13 protein-coding genes and 1 riboswitch are annotated in these 16,419 nt (G+C 54.6%); of the genes, 2 read left to right on the forward strand and 11 right to left on the reverse strand.

Annotated features, from left to right (window positions below; genetic code table 11):
- Nucleotides 1–562: 562 nt before the first annotated feature.
- The 10 genes from QZQ29_RS05405 to QZQ29_RS05450 all read right to left on the reverse strand — a co-directional run bounded on the left by QZQ29_RS05405 (nucleotide 563) and on the right by QZQ29_RS05450 (nucleotide 12,808).
- Nucleotides 563–979 carry a GtrA family protein gene (locus QZQ29_RS05405; protein WP_296960767.1) on the reverse strand — a complete coding sequence of 139 codons (417 nt, stop codon included), beginning with the start codon at nucleotides 977–979 and terminating at the stop codon, nucleotides 563–565.
- A gap of 125 nt (nucleotides 980–1,104) precedes the next feature.
- Nucleotides 1,105–2,043 carry a glycosyltransferase family 2 protein gene (locus tag QZQ29_RS05410; protein WP_296960805.1) on the reverse strand — a complete coding sequence of 313 codons (939 nt, stop codon included), beginning with the start codon at nucleotides 2,041–2,043 and terminating at the stop codon, nucleotides 1,105–1,107.
- A 517-nt stretch (nucleotides 2,044–2,560) separates the two neighbouring features.
- The gene (lpdA, locus tag QZQ29_RS05415) at nucleotides 2,561–3,922 is read right to left on the reverse strand and encodes a dihydrolipoyl dehydrogenase (protein ID WP_296960772.1); all 1,362 of its coding nucleotides are present in this window, start codon (nucleotides 3,920–3,922) and stop codon (nucleotides 2,561–2,563) included.
- 525 nt (nucleotides 3,923–4,447) lie between these two features.
- Nucleotides 4,448–5,449 carry a lipoate--protein ligase gene (locus QZQ29_RS05420; RefSeq protein ID WP_296960775.1) on the reverse strand — a complete coding sequence of 334 codons (1,002 nt, stop codon included), beginning with the start codon at nucleotides 5,447–5,449 and terminating at the stop codon, nucleotides 4,448–4,450.
- Nucleotides 5,424–6,881, reverse strand: a complete 1,458-nt coding sequence (gcvPB, locus tag QZQ29_RS05425; RefSeq protein WP_296960777.1) for an aminomethyl-transferring glycine dehydrogenase subunit GcvPB — start codon at nucleotides 6,879–6,881, stop codon at nucleotides 5,424–5,426. Before gcvPB ends, QZQ29_RS05420 begins: the two co-directional genes overlap by 26 nt.
- Complete coding sequence (gene gcvPA, locus QZQ29_RS05430; RefSeq protein ID WP_296960779.1) at nucleotides 6,865–8,190, reverse strand: aminomethyl-transferring glycine dehydrogenase subunit GcvPA; 1,326 nt, start codon at nucleotides 8,188–8,190, stop codon at nucleotides 6,865–6,867. Before gcvPA ends, gcvPB begins: the two co-directional genes overlap by 17 nt.
- Nucleotides 8,191–8,192: 2 nt before the next feature.
- Entirely contained in the window at nucleotides 8,193–8,576 is a 384-nt protein-coding gene (gene gcvH / locus QZQ29_RS05435; protein ID WP_296960783.1) for a glycine cleavage system protein GcvH, read from the reverse strand.
- 629 nt (nucleotides 8,577–9,205) lie between these two features.
- A complete protein-coding gene (gene gcvT / locus QZQ29_RS05440) occupies nucleotides 9,206–10,285 on the reverse strand; it encodes a glycine cleavage system aminomethyltransferase GcvT (protein WP_296960787.1) in 1,080 nt (359 codons plus the stop codon).
- A gap of 145 nt (nucleotides 10,286–10,430) precedes the next feature.
- A riboswitch (glycine riboswitch) is annotated at nucleotides 10,431–10,508 on the reverse strand.
- Between the two features lie 127 nt (nucleotides 10,509–10,635).
- The gene (locus QZQ29_RS05445; RefSeq protein WP_296960789.1) at nucleotides 10,636–11,193 is read right to left on the reverse strand and encodes a hypothetical protein; all 558 of its coding nucleotides are present in this window, start codon (nucleotides 11,191–11,193) and stop codon (nucleotides 10,636–10,638) included.
- A 298-nt stretch (nucleotides 11,194–11,491) separates the two neighbouring features.
- Nucleotides 11,492–12,808, reverse strand: coding sequence for a hypothetical protein (locus QZQ29_RS05450; protein WP_296960791.1), 1,317 nt, complete (start codon nucleotides 12,806–12,808; stop codon nucleotides 11,492–11,494).
- Between the two features lie 215 nt (nucleotides 12,809–13,023).
- Here QZQ29_RS05450 and QZQ29_RS05455 point away from each other — a divergent pair, with 215 nt between their 5' ends.
- Both QZQ29_RS05455 and QZQ29_RS05460 read left to right on the forward strand, forming a co-directional pair.
- A complete protein-coding gene (locus QZQ29_RS05455; protein ID WP_296960793.1) occupies nucleotides 13,024–14,751 on the forward strand; it encodes a GGDEF domain-containing protein in 1,728 nt (575 codons plus the stop codon).
- Between the two features lie 195 nt (nucleotides 14,752–14,946).
- Complete coding sequence (locus tag QZQ29_RS05460) at nucleotides 14,947–15,279, forward strand: hypothetical protein (protein WP_296960796.1); 333 nt, start codon at nucleotides 14,947–14,949, stop codon at nucleotides 15,277–15,279.
- Between the two features lie 86 nt (nucleotides 15,280–15,365).
- Here QZQ29_RS05460 and QZQ29_RS05465 read toward each other — a convergent pair whose 3' ends face one another.
- Nucleotides 15,366–16,124: a sulfite exporter TauE/SafE family protein gene (locus QZQ29_RS05465; RefSeq protein ID WP_296960803.1), complete on the reverse strand. Its 759-nt coding sequence runs from the start codon at nucleotides 16,122–16,124 to the stop codon at nucleotides 15,366–15,368.
- Nucleotides 16,125–16,419 lie beyond the last annotated feature (295 nt).

Consider the following 16,419-nt stretch of genomic DNA (forward strand, 5'->3'; position numbering starts at 1 on the left):
TTAAAAGGAAGGCCCTTTTATGGGCAGGCTATGGGCCAACTTCGACTGACTTGCACATTCTCTGCAGAATGTGCACAAGCTGAGGGGAAGGTATCGCCTGCCGGCGATAAGCTTTTAATGCCGCCTGTCAGCGGCGGTGAAAATCATACAACCGCCCTGCGGGCGGGGAAAACAAGCCAACCGGGCTTCGCCCGTGGAAATGCACCCCTATTCCCCTACGGGGACTTCCCCCGGAGGGGGAAGTTTTCTCTCCGCTTCTCTTAGTGCTAACTTAAGTCACTCATTGTATAGCGCCGCTAGAATCTCCCCCTATGGGGGAGACGCCGCCAAAGGCGGCAGAAGGGGTGCATTTCCCTCGCGCCACAGGCACGGTTGTATGGTTTTCCCACGGGCGAAAGCCCGGTTGTAAAGGTTTTATCCAAACTGGCGGCGAAGCCGCCTACCACAAACCTCAGCCGCCAACGGCGGCTGTCAAACTTAAGAACCCTCGGGGCAAAAGCCCCATCAAACCTCGCCTGCGCAGCAGGCGTCAACCCTCACGCCCGCAGGGCGTGTCACTGTGTCACATATGCCCGTGAAGGACGTACCGTTTGGTGAAGTAGTTCCATATCATGACAATGGCAGAGGCGATGACCTTGGCGAACATATACCATATGCCCATGATGTCGATGAAGAACCACATGACCGCCTGGTTAATGCCAAGACCCATGATGGAGGTCAGCGCAAAGAGGGCCATCTGTTTCCCGGTCTGCTGCTTGGCGTGGAAAACCACGTACACGCAGAGGATATAGTTCACCACCAGGGACACGGTAAAGGCAATGGGCGCCGATACCAGCGGGTTCAGGCCGCCGTATTCGGTGAGTGTGTAAAGGAGGAAATATTCCAGAAGGAAGCAGCCCCCTCCTACGGCCAGAAATCGGAAAACCTCCCAGAACCGGTCTGTGGAGGGAAAGAATTTACGGATGAGAGAATCAAACATGGTATACCTTTCTTAATATGATTAGGGAAGCAGTTCTTGTTTCTAGTTTCTAGTTTCTAGTTTCTTGTTTCTTGAGAGACACTGGCAGTGAAAGGGTCAACAGCAGCCAAGCTCTTCCGCGTCCCCTATTTCTTCAGCATCATCCGGATGATATTCATCTGGATTTCAAAATTCTTTCTGCTGTTTTTCACTTCCGTGTCCAGCATGAGGCCGATGCCGAGAAAAACCACGGCGGCCATCATGAAGAACCCCGAGGTCACCAGGGTGGGCAGTTTGGGTACAAGACCTGTCATCACGTATTCATGAAATACAGGAAGGAAAAGGAGGAGGGAAATGAGGGCCAGAAGGACTGCGGCCAGCGTGAAGAAACGGAGGGGCCGGTAGTCCTTGTACAGCATGAAAATGGTCCTCAGTACCTTGGCTCCGTCACGGAAGGTGTGGAGCTTGCTCATGCTTCCTGCCGGACGGTCCCGGTAGGAAACGGGCACATTGGCCAGGAGAAGGTTCTTATCCAGGGCATGGATGGTCATCTCCGTTTCGATTTCAAAGCCCTTGGAAAGGATGGGGAAGGTCTTGACAAACATGGGAGAAAAGGCGCGGTACCCGGTCATGACGTCCTTGATTTCATGGCTGCTTTCGCCCCAGAACATGTTGATGAAACGGCGCACCAGCATATTTCCCGAATTATGGAAGGGCCTTTTGTTTTCCTCAAAATAGGTGGATGAAAGACGGTCTCCGATCACCATGTCCGCCTTTCCCTCCAGCACAAGATTCACCATGTCCCTGGCATTTTCAGCGGGGTACGTATCGTCCCCGTCCACCATGACATAGCAGTCCGCATCCACATCCCGGAACATGGAGCGGATCACGTTTCCCTTCCCCTGCCGGTACTCATGGCGCACTACTGCCCCCGCCCTTGCTGCAATGTCCGCGGTGCAATCGGTGGAATTGTTATCGTACACATAAATTACCGCTTCCGGAAGTACCCTTTTGAAATCGGTGACCACCTTTTCTATAGTAAGAGCTTCATTCCAGCAGGGAATCAATACGGCAATCCTGTCCATCACTTCATCTCCATTCCATATACTTTTCTATTTTACCCCATTTCCAGGGAGAATAACATTAAGTTTGTGTAAATAGTAAGGGCCGCGCCCTTTGGGCGCGGCGGGTTCAGAGGGTTCAGAAGGGGGGAAAGATGGACAGCCGCTCTGCGGCTGAGGGTTCTTAAGGTTCTTAGGTTTGACGGGCCCTGCGGGCCCGAGGGTTGAGGTAGCGGCTGGCGCCGCAGTTTATATGCCGCCTGTCGGCGGCGGTTGTGGTGGGCGGCCTTTAAATTATAGAAGGCCGCCTCTTATGATAAAACCATACAACCGCGCCTTTGGCGCGGTTGTATGGTTTTATCCAAACTGGCGCCGCAGGCGCCCACCACAACCCTCGCGCCATAGGCACGTCAAACTTTAGCCCCTTAAGAATCTTCGGCCCGAAGGGCCGTCAACCCTCACGCCCGCAGGGCGTGTCCAGTGTGTCCACAAAAAAAGCATGGCTCCTCAAATTGAGGACCCATGCTTTTCTTATTTCAAATTATTTCAAAAGGATTCCTTCCGCCGCTTCGCCCAGGGATTCTTCCACCGAGGGATGGGGGCGGATGACTTTGAGGAAATCTTCTATGGTAAGGTGATTGGCGATGGCCAGGGATACTTCGGAGATGAGGTTATCCGCACCGGTGCAGAGGAGCTGGGCACCCAGGATGTGATTTCCTTCATCGGCGAAGATTTTCATGTAGCCCGTTTCATCGGCAATGAGGCTCTTGGCGTTGCTGCCCATGACTACGCGGCTTGCTTTGAGGGGAATGCCCTCTTTTTTTGCTTTGTCTTCGGAAATCCCTACTGCTGCGATTTCAGGAATGGTGTAGACGCACTGGGGCACCAGGTCCACATCAATGGGACATGTCTTCCCGGCAATGGCAGCGGCTGCCGCCTTTCCTTCCGCTTCCGCCGCATGGGCCAGCTGGATGCCGCCGTAGACGATGTCGCCGATGGCATAGATACCGGGTACCGACGTTTCAAAGCGGTCATTCACCTTAAAGCACCCCCGTTCCATGTCTGCCTCCATGGGAAGGAGGCCTTTCGTTTCCGCGTGGCGGCCGGTGGCGATGAGGACGGCGTCGGCGGGAATGGATTCTTCCTTTCCTGAAAGTTCATAGGTCACGGAAAGGGCGCCTTCCTTTTCTTCGATTTTCTTTACCCCCGCCTTTGTGACGGCTTTGATTCCCTTCTTTCGGAAAAGTGCAGCCAGGTGGCGGGAAAGGTCCGTATCAAAGGGCGGGAGGAGCCGGGGCATCATTTCCACAATGGTTACATCCGTTCCGAAGGCGCGGTAGGCTTCTGCAAATTCCACGCCGATGACGCCGCCGCCGATGATGACAAGGCGGCGTGCCTCCGGCAGCTTTTCCAGAAGGCTGTCACTGGTGTAGACGCCGGGCAGATTGCTTCCCGGAATGGGTGGCACCGAGGGGGCGCCGCCGGTGGCAAGGACGATATGGGTCGTTTCCAGCTGCTCCTTTCCCTCTTCTCCCTCCACCTCCACCAGGGACGGTGAAAGTACCTTTCCTGTGCCATGGTACACATCCACCTTATGCTGCTTTAAGAGCTTTGATACGCCGCTTCGGAGGGTGGAAACCACCTCCGCCGACCGTTTCCGAAGCCCGTCGAAATCGGCCTCTCCTTTTCCGTCCTTTATGCCGAAGAGGGACGCTTTATGGAGATTCTCCAGAAGGCCAGCGGTGAAGAGCAGCGTTTTCGTGGGAATGCAGCCCCTGTTAAGGCAGGTGCCGCCCAGCTCCCGCTTCTCCACCAGCGCCGTTTTCAAACCGTATCCGGCGCAGCTGACGGCACACACATAGCCTCCCGGCCCGCCGCCGATAATAATGACATCGTATTTCATAGGCATGCCTCCGTTGATTCAATAATATGAGGAATGTTTCTGGTTTCTGGGTTCTTGGGGAAGGGTTCAGAGGGTTCAAAGGGTTCAGAAGGTTCAGAGGGGAAGGTTGACGGGCCCTTCGGGCCCGAAGGTTGTGGCCGACTTCGTCGGCCGGTTGTATTCGCTTCGCTCAGGGGGCGACAGCCCTATGGGCCGAGAGGTGTGGTGGCGCCTACGGCGCAATGTAAAGAAAACCTTTACAACCGGGCTTTCGCCCGTGGGAAAACCATGCAACCGCCCTGCGGGCGAGAGGAAAACATGCCAACCGCGCCTTTGGCGCGAGGGAAATGCATTCCCCCTTTGGTGGCTGGTGCCACCAAAGGGGGAAAAGCCACCGGAGGTGGCTAACGCACCACCAAGGTTAGAGTGACTTATGTGACAGAAAGGCATTCCCATAACGCTGACTTCATACTCATCGCCCGCAAGGGCGATACCTTCCCCTTTGAACCCTGTGAACCTTTTGCACCTTCTGAACCCTCACGCCCGCTAGGGCATGTCCCCCAGCAGCTTCGCCGTATCCTTCTGCACTTCTTTTTCTTCCGGAGTTCCCGTTTCCATAGCCAGCACCGCCGAAGCCAGTTCTTTTCCTTCGTACCTTTTTCCTTTGAGGGCCTCCGGAATGGCAGCGATGAAGTCGGCTTCCAGGCCGTCGGAATCCACGGAAACTTCTTCCACCATGCCGTGGTCCACACGGAAGGAGAATTTCAAAAAGCCCCAGTCCCAGCGGCCTTCCAGGGGCACGTCGAATTCATGGGCTGCGCCATAGCGCCAGTCCCAGGAGGAGAAGAAGGCGATCCTGTCCTTCAGCGCTTCCTCGGGAATGTCAGCGGAATGGATTTCTTCTACAGGAAGGCAGTAGACTTTGCCGAAGCTTTCCTTCAGGGCATCGGTCAAGCTTTCTACGGTGATGGCAGGGGCGAGGTCCGAGAGATTCACCACTTTGGCAGGTACGGACTTCACGCCTTTGTAGTTCATTTTGGAGCCGTCCACATTTAGGTATTTCACCATGTCCTTCATGTCCTCCCCGATGAGGAGGGTGCCGTGGTGGTAGCAGAGGTCTCCGTGGCGATAGAAGGCGTTTCCGGAAAATTTGCGGCCGTTGATTTTGATGTCGTTCCGCCCGCTCTTTTCCGCCTGAATTCCAAACGCTTTGACCCCTTCCACGATGACGGAGAGCTGCTTTGCCACGTCGTAGTCCTGCTTTCTGGCAAGGAAGGAGAAGTTCATGTTGCCCAGGTCATGGTACACCGCACCGCCGCCGGAGAGGCGCCGGGCAAGAAGGCCGCCGTCTTCTTCCAGCTTTTTCACGCTGCACTCGTGCCAGCCGTTCTGGTTTCGGCCGATGACTACGGTGTTCCTGTTCTGCCAGAGGAAGAGGATGATTTCCCCTTCCTCCACATGGTTCATGAGATATTCTTCCACCGCAAAGTTGCGGAATGGATTCTGCGTGTCCTGCCAGTTTTTAAGAAATGTTAATTTCCGAATCATGCTGTTCTCCAAAGTCGTACCGGATATGGGGATGCCGGGCTGCCTTCACTTCATCGGGCCTGCCGATGGGTGTGGTGTGGGGCGCGGTGTGAAGGGACTTAGGGTCGGTCCTTCCCTTTTCAAAGACCCGGATGAAGGCTTCCGCCGCCCTGTCCAGGGTTTCCTTGTTTTCCGTTTCCGTAGGCTCTGCCATAAGGGCTTCGTGGACAATTAATGGGAAGTACATGTTAGGCGGGTGCATACCTTCGTCCAGGAGGCCCTTGGCCACGTCCAGGGCGGACACGCCGGTTTCCTTCTTGTAGTGCTCCAGAGTCATGACGAATTCATGCATGCAGATACCGGGATAGGCCATGTCCATATGGGGCGCAAGCTTCTTCATGAGGTAGTTCGCATTCAGCACTGCATGGGCCGACGTTTCGGAAAGGCCGTCCCTTCCCAGCATGAGGATATAGGTAAGAGCCCGAAGGATGACAAGGAAATTGCCGTAAAACATTTTCAGCCGTCCGAAGGACTTTTCCATCTTCTTGAAATGGTACGTTTCCCCTTCCTTCACCACGATAGGGTGGGGCAGGAAATCCGCAAGGAATGCTTTGCAGCCCACCGGTCCGCTTCCGGGACCGCCGCCGCCGTGGGGGGTGGAGAAGGTTTTGTGAAGGTTCACATGGACGCAGTCAAATCCCATATCCCCGGGCCGGGCTCTTCCTACTACGGCGTTCATGTTGGCGCCGTCATAGTAGCAGAGGCCCCCTGCTTCATGGACAATGCGGGTGATTTCCAGAATGTTGGGGTCGAAAATGCCAAGGGTATTGGGGTTGGTGAGCATGAGACCCGCCGTGTCTTCTCCCACCGCTTTCCGCAAGCCCTCCAGGTCCACGCCGCCTTTGTCGTTGGACGGCACATGCACCACTTCATAACCTGCCATGGCAGCGGAAGCGGGATTGGTACCGTGGGCGGAGTCGGGGACGATGATTTTTGTCCGCTTCGTATCGCCACTGGAGAGGTGGTAAGCGCGGATGAGGCGAAGGCCCGTGTATTCCCCCTGGGCACCGGCTGCAGGCTGCAGGGTCATTTCATCCATTCCCGTAATGGCGGCCAGGAGCTGCTGCAGGCGGTACATGACCTCAAGGCAGCCCTGCACAGTTTCTTCCGGCGCCATAGGATGAATGTCGGTGAATTCCTTCATGGAAGTGGCGATTTCATTGACCGCCGGATTATATTTCATGGTACAGGACCCCAGGGGATAGAAACCGTGGTTCACGCCGAAGGCCTGCTTTTCCAGCTGCCCGTAATGGCGGTCCAGCTCCACCTCGTCAAGCTCCGGCAGATGAGGCGCCTTCTCACGAAGGGGAAGGCCCTCTGCCGCCGGAACGTCCAGGGCCGGGAAGAGATCCATGCGGTGTCCTTTTTTCGACCTTTCAAATATGAGTTCCATGGGCCATTCCTCCTTTCAGAATGGAAACAAGCCTATCCATGTCTTCCCTGCTGTTCATTTCCGTAGCGCACCAGAGAATGCCGCCTTCAATCGGAAGGCCGGAAAGGATGCCCTCCTTTTCCAGCAGTTTTTCCACCTCTTTAGGCGGAATGGGCGATTCCGTGGCGAATTCATCAAAGAAGGGGCCTTTGTATTTCAAAGGAAATCCGATTTCCGAAAGCTTCTCTGCCAGGTAGTGGGCTTTGGCGGCGCACTGGGATGCCGCTTCCTTCATGCCCTCCGGCCCCAGGGCTGCCATGTAGGCGCCACAGGCCATGGTGCAGAGAGCTTCATTGGAGCAGATGTTGGACGATGCCTTTTCCCGGCGGATATGCTGCTCCCGGGCCTGCAGGGTGAGCACATAGCACCGGTTTCCCCGGCTGTCCGTGGTCTCCCCTACGATACGGCCGGGAAGTTTCCGCATGAGCTTGTCCCGGCAGGTCATGAATCCCATGGAAGGACCGCCAAAGGAGAGCGGAAGTCCCAGCTCCTGGCCGTCGCCTACGGCAATGTCGGCGCCGTATTCTCCCGGCGTCTTCAAAAGGCCAAGGGACAGGGGAGACACGGACATCACCGCCTTTGCTCCCGCTTCGTGGGCCTGGGAGACAAGGTTTCCACTATCTTCGATGAGACCATAGAAATTGGGGCTCTGGAAAAAGACGGCCGCCGTGCCTTCATCCAGCAGAGAAGAGAGGGCTTCCTTATCCGTTTTCCCCTCCTTTGTCGGAATCAGCGTGAGTTCCACATGCCTGCTTTCGCAGTAGGTCTTCATCACCTCCAGCACCTGGGGATGCATGGCTTCGGAGGCAAGAATCCGGTTTCTTTTCCTGTCCAGACACATGAACACCGCCTCCGCCGCTGCGGTGGCGCCGTCGTACACAGACGCATTAGACACATCCATGCCGGTGAGTTCGGAAATCATGGTCTGGTATTCAAAGATGGACTGCAGGATGCCCTGGCTGATTTCCGCCTGGTAAGGGGTGTAGGTGGTGCGGAAGGCTTCCTTGCTGATGACCTGCTTCACAATGGCAGGAATATAATGAGAGTAGGCACCGGCGCCGCGGAAAATGGAAGTAAACCGCCGGTTCTTTTCGCCCATCTTCTCCACGTCCCGGAGCGCCTCCATTTCACTTTTCCCTTCCGGAATGTCCACTTGGTGAAGGTAAACCTCCTTCGGCACATCTCTGTAAAGGTCATCCACCGAAGAGAGGCCCAGGAAATCCAGCATGTCCCGGGTCTCCTCCGGAGATGAAGGTACATAGTTTCCCATAATCATTCCTCCCCTGAGGTTTTACAGAATTCTTCATACTCCTTTGCATCCATGAGCTCTTCCGTGTCCGTCACGTCCTTCACCTTCACAAACCAGGAACCGTAGGGATCGCCGTTCACCTTCTCCGGCGCATCCAGAAGCTCCTCATTCACCTCTTCCACTTCCCCCGTCACCGGGCTGTACACATCGGACACCGCCTTCACCGACTCAATATCCGCAAACGTATCCCCCTGGCTCACCGGATCCCCCACCTGGGGCAGATTCACAAACACAATATCCCCCAGCTGGTCCTGGGCATAGTCCGTAAGGCCGATGAGAACCAGGTCTCCTTCCTTCTTCAGCCATTCATGGGTCTTCGCATACTTTACATCCTGTGGGAAATTCATGGTAATTCCTCCTTTGATACTCTATAGAAAATGTAATATATGATAAAGATGAAATTTGAGATATAGAGCCACTGCGTGGCTCGGGTTCAGAAGGTTCAAAAGGTTCTGCCCGCTTCCAGCGGGCGGGTTCAAAGGGAAAGGTATTGCCGCTTCGCGGCGATGAGTATATCATTTCGCTTCGCGAAATGGAAAACCATACAACCGCCCTACGGGCGTTGAAAAGCCGTAAAACCGGGCTGGCGCCCGCTGGAAATGCACCCCTATCCCCGCCTGTCGGCGGTACTTCCCCCAGTGGGGGAAGTCTGCTCTCCGCTTTTCTTAGTGCTAACTTATGTCGCTCATTTTATAGCGCCGCTAGAATCTCCCCCTCCGGGGGAGATGCCGCCAAAGGCGGCAGAAGGGGTGCATTTCCCACGCGCCGCAGGCGCGGTTGGCATGTTTTCCCGCGGGCGAAGCCCGGTTGTAAAGGTTTTATCCATACTGGCGGCGAAGCCGCCCACCACAACCCTCGCGCCATAGGCGCGTCAAACTTTAGACCCCTAAGAACCTTCGGCCCGAAGGGCCGTCAACCTTTCCCCTCTGAACCTTCTGCACCTTTTGAACCCTCACGCCCGCCAGGGCGTGTCCAGTCACTTTCTCTTATAAAACGGCAGCGGCACCACTTCGCAGGCCACTTTTCTTCCTCTCACGTCCGCTTCCACGGTGTCACCGATTTTCACGCTTCCCTTTCCTACCAGGGCCATGGCGTAGGCGCCTTTAAGGTAGGGGCAGTAGGTGCCGGAGGTGGTGCGGCCGATGACGGTGCCATTAAGGTACACATCCTCTTCTTCCCTCACAATGCCCCGGCCCGTCACTTTAAGGCCGATGCGCTGCCGCTTCGGCGGCTGGGCAAGGAGAGCGGAGAGGCCGATGAATTCTTTTTTGTTCAGTTTCACGGCGAAATCAAGGCCCGTTTCCAGAGGGCTCACGGTTTCATCCATTTCATGGCCGTAGAGGGGCATGGCCGCTTCCAGACGGAGCGTATCCCGGGCGCCCAGGCCGCAGGGAAGGAGGTCTTCCCCTCCCTTTTCCAGAAGGAGGTCCCAGATGATGCCCACCTTGTCCGCCGGGCAGAAGATTTCATAGCCGAATTCCCCGGTGTAGCCTGTCCTTGATACGAGGCAGTCCACGCCGCCGATGATGACGTGCTCCTTTTCGCTGTAGTATTTCTCCGGAAGCGCTCCTCCTTCCACCAGGGCAGGCAGGAAATCTTTTGTCATGGGGCCCTGCAGGGAAATAAGTCCTGTTTCATCGGAAATATCGGTGAACTTTGTGTCCGGCAGAAGGTTCTCCTTCATGTGGAGTACATCCTTGTCGTGGGTGGCGGCGTTCACCACCACCATGTACCGGTCCTCTCCCAGATGGTACACAATGAGGTCATCGATGACCCCGCCCTTTTCATTGAGCATGGTGCCGTAGCGCACTTTTTCGATGGCAAGGTTCGTGTAATCATTGCTGATGAGGTGGTTAATGGAAGCCAGGGCTCCCTTTCCTTCAAAGAGGACCTCCCCCATGTGGGACACATCGAACATACCCATCTTCGTTCTCACCGCCATGTGCTCCGCCAGAATGCCCTTCCCGTACTGCACCGGCATGGCGTAGCCGCCGAAGGAAACCATTTTCCCCTTCAGGGAAACATGCCTGTCATATAAAGGTGTTTTCTTGTCCAAATCCATTCTCCCCTTTCGCCGGTGCGCCTTTTCCTGCATACAAAAAAGGCGCACTGAAAAATAATCAGTGCGCCTCTGTCCTTTGACCTGAAAGATAAGGGAAATCCCTGCTTCTTCGGTGCTCATCCGAGCTCTCCAGAGGATAGTCCAACTGCCGGTCCTTTTACCTGAGAGTTTCTGCCCCTTCGGTGTCCGCCTTTCACGACTCTCCCGGCATCTTCATCCCTGCATAGAATGAATGATTCGCCATTGAATCTTGTGGAATTCTTTTTTTAGAATATCACAGAGCGGAAAAAATGGTTAATAAAATTTTTTAATAGCAGAAATACGAGAAATCGGGGTACTCCCTATCAGAAGAACGCTCCCCCAGCCACCGGCATTACCCGGTCGCTGTAGTAATGTTCCGCCATATCCACGAAATAACCGGAAAGAATGCGGCTGAACTCCTCTTCACTCATATCTTCGCCGGTCACCGCAAAGGCAAATCCGCCGGTAACCCAGCGGGCAGTATAGGTTTTCTCATCGGTCTTTGCCACATACACGGTGGTATGGGAAATTTCCTTCTTCTCCCACTTTCCCGTATAAACGCCGCTGATATCCTCGGCGCCGTTCTTCCTGTCCCGTAAAGCACTCCGCACAGCGAGCCTTGCACCGTCATCATTGCTGTAGCGGATATCCGCCAGCTGCCGGCTGATGGCAATATAACTGTCCACCTTGTATCCGAAGGACTTCGCCAGGAACAGAGGCTGGAACCCCACCACCTGTCCCAGCCGTTCATAACTTTCATACTGCACCAGGGGATTCGGGATGCCGATACGACCAGGCATCCTGGCCTCACTCATCATCCCCGGCATAAACAGCGCCGTCCCCAGAATGGCTGCAGCCGCAGCTCTCTCCCATTTTTTCATCCTATTTCCTTCTTTCCTTTTGAATTCATAACGCATATGATGCCCCAAAAGCGACCATAAGTCAATTTATGAAATATAAAAAAATCAAAACAAAGGGGCTGCGAAAAAAATGGTGGTCCCACTTTTTCACAGCCCCGTTCATGCTTCTGCCCCCGATGCTATGCGCTTCACACCATAACGAAGGGAGATTTCTCCACTCCACAGCGCTTTCATCGGAATGGCAGCGCTGCGTCTGACCGTCTGACTTCTGACTTCTGATTGTCTTACCGTCTGCCGGTATTTCACCGATGCAAAGACGTTATACCTTCCACTTCCACAGCTTCACACAGCGCTTCTGCAGATCCTCCGGCAGCATGTCATAGGCTTCCCGAAGGCCGTTTTGGATGAAAAGCGGAACACTCATAAACTCATCATCCTCAAGGCCGCGCATCATGGATATCAGGCGCTTAAAATCCTCTTCGTCATCATCGCCATAATCATCGTCGTCCCCATCATCATAGTCATCACCCATGGGGCCGGATGCAGAGTGTTCGAGGAAATCCTCACAAGCATCCTCTACCCACAGGTCTTCCCGGGTGAAGGTCAGCTTGATGCCGGACTTTTTGCAGAAATCTTTAAGGAGGTCGAAAGTCCACGTATTGCATACCCTGATTTCACGGGGCGCATATTCGGACTGAATCATCTGCTGCGCCAGCTCCCGAAGCACTTCCATACCGGCCTCCTCGAAAGCTTTCATGTAGAAAATCTGGTCATCCTTCGGCATGCCTGCCATGAACACCCAGGGCCAGATGAGATGGCTCTGCACTTCCTCAAGGTCATCCTTCTTTTCGTCTGCCTTAAAGCCTTCCTCCATCACCGGAGCATCGGTCATAAAGAGGTTGCACTCCATGACCCCTTCCTTTTTGGTCATAAAAGGCCGAATCCGGTGGGCAAGCACTTCATACTCAAAAGGAACGGGCTCAAAAGAAAACATCTTCCGCTCCGGCGCATCAATGATGTCTCTCTCATAGGACCCATCCGGCAAGGGTTTGTACAGCACTGCATGGGGTCTCACGTCGTAAGGCAGATACTCTTCGTAAAGTTTTGTTATCTTTTCCGGATGGAGAGAAAGCCAGTTCAGCAGGCGAAAAGCCGCTGCCACCCGCTCCTGGTCTTCCTCATCGATAATATCCCGGGGGATACGGCGGGGGATGGATTTGATCACCATGAAATAATTTCCCCTGCCATACATGCGGATGCCATTTCTCTTTTTATAACGGTCGATGGCCGTGGCCCAGGCCGGGTCGATTTCATCCTTGGAGCCGAAATCCACATGAAGGAAAGACGTCATATGGAACCGCACCTTCTCTTCTACTGTCAGATTGCCCAGCGGATCATCGCCGAAGCAGAAAGAATCATCCTCCGATTCTCCTATATCCCTTAAGGCATAGTAAGAATCCATTTCCCCGCTTCTAAACAGCTCCACCCCCAGCTCTTCACCGACGCAGATATACTCGATATCCCCGTCCTTCTTCTCCAGGGCAAGCAGCGCATTATCATCCAGTTTTCTCCAGACTTTGTACTTCCTGTATTTCAATATTTCTTCTATGACTTCATCCTTCACCAGTGCCATCATGCTCTCCTTTATGGAATGAAATGAAAATTCATCTATCCCTATAGTATCCGATACCTCTATTCTCTGTAAAGCACAAAATGAAAAGGCCACGGAGAAAAGACCCATTCCTATTAGAATCCCATGAAATCTGTACCTCCTTTTCAACTTTGTGCTAAAATAAATCATGAAAAGAGAACATGCTCTGCAGGACAGACCATGGGAAAAGGAGGAGAAAAATGGAACCATACGACCAGTGGCTGGCAGATAATCCGGCAAACAGGAAAGCCCTCCGCCTCTTCGGCCTCGCCGCCCTTGTCCTGCTGCTCCTCCTTCTTTTCAATGCCTGGTATGTGGTCCATGGTACCCGCTACAGCGAACATGCAGTCACCAGCGCTGTGACCATAGAACTCCTCCGTGATGACGGCACCTGGGAAGCTGCCGCGCCTGACAGAAAATTCTCCGCTGGCAGCATGGTGCGGCTCCATGTTCCGGTGCCTGCCCACAATCCGGCTCACCAGTACACCCTGGCCTTCACCGCTATCCGCGCCTATACCCGGGTATCCTGGAATGGAGAAGTGCTTGCCGCCTATGACGAATCCCATGTATCCCGCAGCCATAATTTCGGTTCCGTCCCCATGCTGGTGGAAATTCCCCCAAAAGCCCTGGGCTCCTCCATCACCATTGAAGAAGAACTGACAGGCCACAACCCCCGCCCCTTCCTGGGCGATATCCTGGTCATGCCCACCAAAATGAGCTACACCTACTACCTCCAGGGAGAAGGCCTCCTCTTCGTCATTTACCATACCCTTCTCATGATTTCCCTCTGCGCTGCAGCGGTGCTCCTCTTTGCCGGAAAAAACCTCATGGTGAAAAAAGGACTGGCCATCGCCCTCTTCGTCGCCTCCTTCGACCTCTGGAGCATGGGCTACCATCATATGCTTGGATTCTGGATCAAAAGCCCCTACCTGGAATCCCTGCTGGAATACGGCTCCCTCTACTTCCTTCCGGCCCCCTTCCTTTACTACCTCTATCTCTCTGAAAAAGACGGACATCGAAGAAAAATCTACCACATCCTCTCCCCATTATTCCTCGCCCTCTTTGCGGCTGCCCTCTTTTTGGAAAGTCTTACACTCTGCACCCTGGACGATATCCTGCCGCTCCTCCACATTTCCATCCTCTGCGCCGGCCTTTTGGTATGCTGGCACCAGCTGCGGCCCCTGGGAAAAGAAAAAATCTGGAATGTCCTTGTGCGAAGGGGCATCCTCATCTCCTCCGGCGCCGCTGCCCTGGTGACTGCCCAATACTACTTCACCTCCGAACCCAGCCTCCTCCACATCCGCTTCATGCAGGCCCTAGCCACCTGGGCCCTCCTCATATTCGTTCTCTCCATCACCCTTTCCTTCTGCTGCCAGTTTCTGGCACAGTCCGCAGAAGCGCAGGAGAAAAAAGCCGCCCTCCGCCTGGCCTACCACGACTCCCTTACCGGCCTTTTAAATCACGCCGGCATCTTCAAGGCTGCCGATAAACTGGACCCCAAAAAGCCCTACTCCCTCCTCTTCATGGACCTGAACGGCCTCAAAGAAGTGAACGACCTCCAGGGCCACCTCTCCGGCGACGCATTCATTAAACGGATGGCCGACATCCTCCGCTCCAGCGCCGGAGACCGCACCCTCTGCGGCCGCGTGGGCGGCGATGAATTCGTCATCTTCTTCCCTCCGGAAAAAGCAGAAACCCTCCAGCCGGTCATGGAAAAAATCCAAAACAAACTGGCCTCCCTCCAGGGACAACCCCATATGCCCAAAGACCCCTCCGCCTCCTTCGGCTGGAGCATCCACACACCCTCACAAAACACAAGCTTTGAAGAACACCTTAAAGAAGCAGACGACCGTATGTACCAGGCCAAAGAAGCCTACCGAAAATCCCATCCCCTGGAAGCGGGAAGAGTATTCACGAGAGAGAAATAGAGGAGGAACAGCTGTCCGCTATCGGCTGTCCGCTTCCCGCCGGATACTTCCCGCCGGACACGGTCATTCTATAATATTGGTATACACTCTATTTCTAAAAATATTCTGCAAAACAGCCATGCTCAAGAAAGCAGCAGGCAGCAATTCAACCAGTTCGAAAATTTTCAAAAAAAGGCACAAAAAAGAGGATGAAAAATGATTTACTTTTTTCATCCCCTTTTTCCACGCAAAAAACTCCTGATTCGTCCCATGCTGCTGCGCGGTAGGGCCTCAATGTCATCTTCTTCAATGAATCGGCAAGGGGCAGCCGCCGAAGCGGAATGTCTTGTCGTCAAGGAAGAAAAGATACTCTATATTGCCACCAGGATTTCTAGCAGGTCATCCTCAGGAGTTTTTATGGAGTTTTCGGCGCGCCGGAGAGGTGAAATTCATGAAGGCTCCGTTCCTTTCCTCCCCGCTTCCATGGATTGTGCACTGCAGGGGTTGGAAAGACCTTCGCCAGGCCCTTTCGCCTCTCTGCCGATATAGTCCAGTAAAGGGAGTCTGCGTATCAGGTGCCGCGAGGCAGCAGTCCTGTTTCCAAATAAAAAAGGCGTCACAGGACGCCGTAAAAATCAATGGAACAGCAACATAATCCCGCCGCCTATGGTGGGAAGGGCCACAATGGAGGCCTTCAGCAGGGAGAGCGGGGCCAAGTGGGTCATTTTGGCGCCAATCCATGCGCCTATGGTAAGGCCCGCCAGGGTCTGGAGGAATATCCACATGTCCAGGTGGCCGCTTGCCAGGTAGCCCAGGCCGCCGGAGGCGGAAATGGGGAGGATAATCATCATGCAGGTGCCGATGGACTGGAGGAGGGGCACGCCGAAGATGACCATGAGGGCAATCTGTATGTAGGCTGCCGCGCCGATACCGAAGGCACCTGCCAGAAAGCCGGACACGATACCGGTGGGGATGCCGTAGAGGTAGAGTTTTCTTCCGGTAAGAATGGTTTTCCGTACATGAAGGTGATAGTTCAGCCAGTCTGCGTGGTAGAGCTTCACATACATGATGAAGGCGCTGGAGAGAATCATGAGGCCTGTCATAAAACTTAAATCGTCGGAGGGCATGCAGTCCGACACGGCGGCCCCCAGAAGGGCGCCTATAATCCCGCCGCCGCCAATGATGGCACCTACCTTCACCACCACCTCATGTTCCCTGAAATGGCTGTAGGCTCCGGAAAGCATGGTAAAGGTCATGGACGCAAGGGCCACGGCCAGGGCCGTATGGATGGGCACGCCGAATCCGATGGTAAGAAGGGTAATGGTGACACCGGCGCCGCCGGCTCCCACAAAACCGATAACGGCGCCTAATAAAATCATGGATAATAAGAGCATATATGTCTCCTTGCGGCCGCCTGTCGGCGGCGGGTTCATTCCCCCATTTATTGTCCCCCCGCACGCGGGTTGGCAAGGGAACACGATTCGTAGGGGAGCGCTAGCGACCTGAGAATCGTGTGACACGCTTCCCACCGGGGCGAAGGTGGTACGCAGTACCAAAGGGGGCGGGGTGGGAAAAGGTCCTCAAGTTTGGCCGGCCCTTTGGGCCGGAGGGTTCTTAGGTTTGACAGGCCCTACGGGCCTGAGGGTTGGGGTATAGCCTGTCGGCGGTGGAGTTTGTCTGCGGCTACGC

Source organism: uncultured Dialister sp., assembly GCF_900538805.1.
Lineage (GTDB): Bacteria > Bacillota > Negativicutes > Veillonellales > Dialisteraceae > Dialister.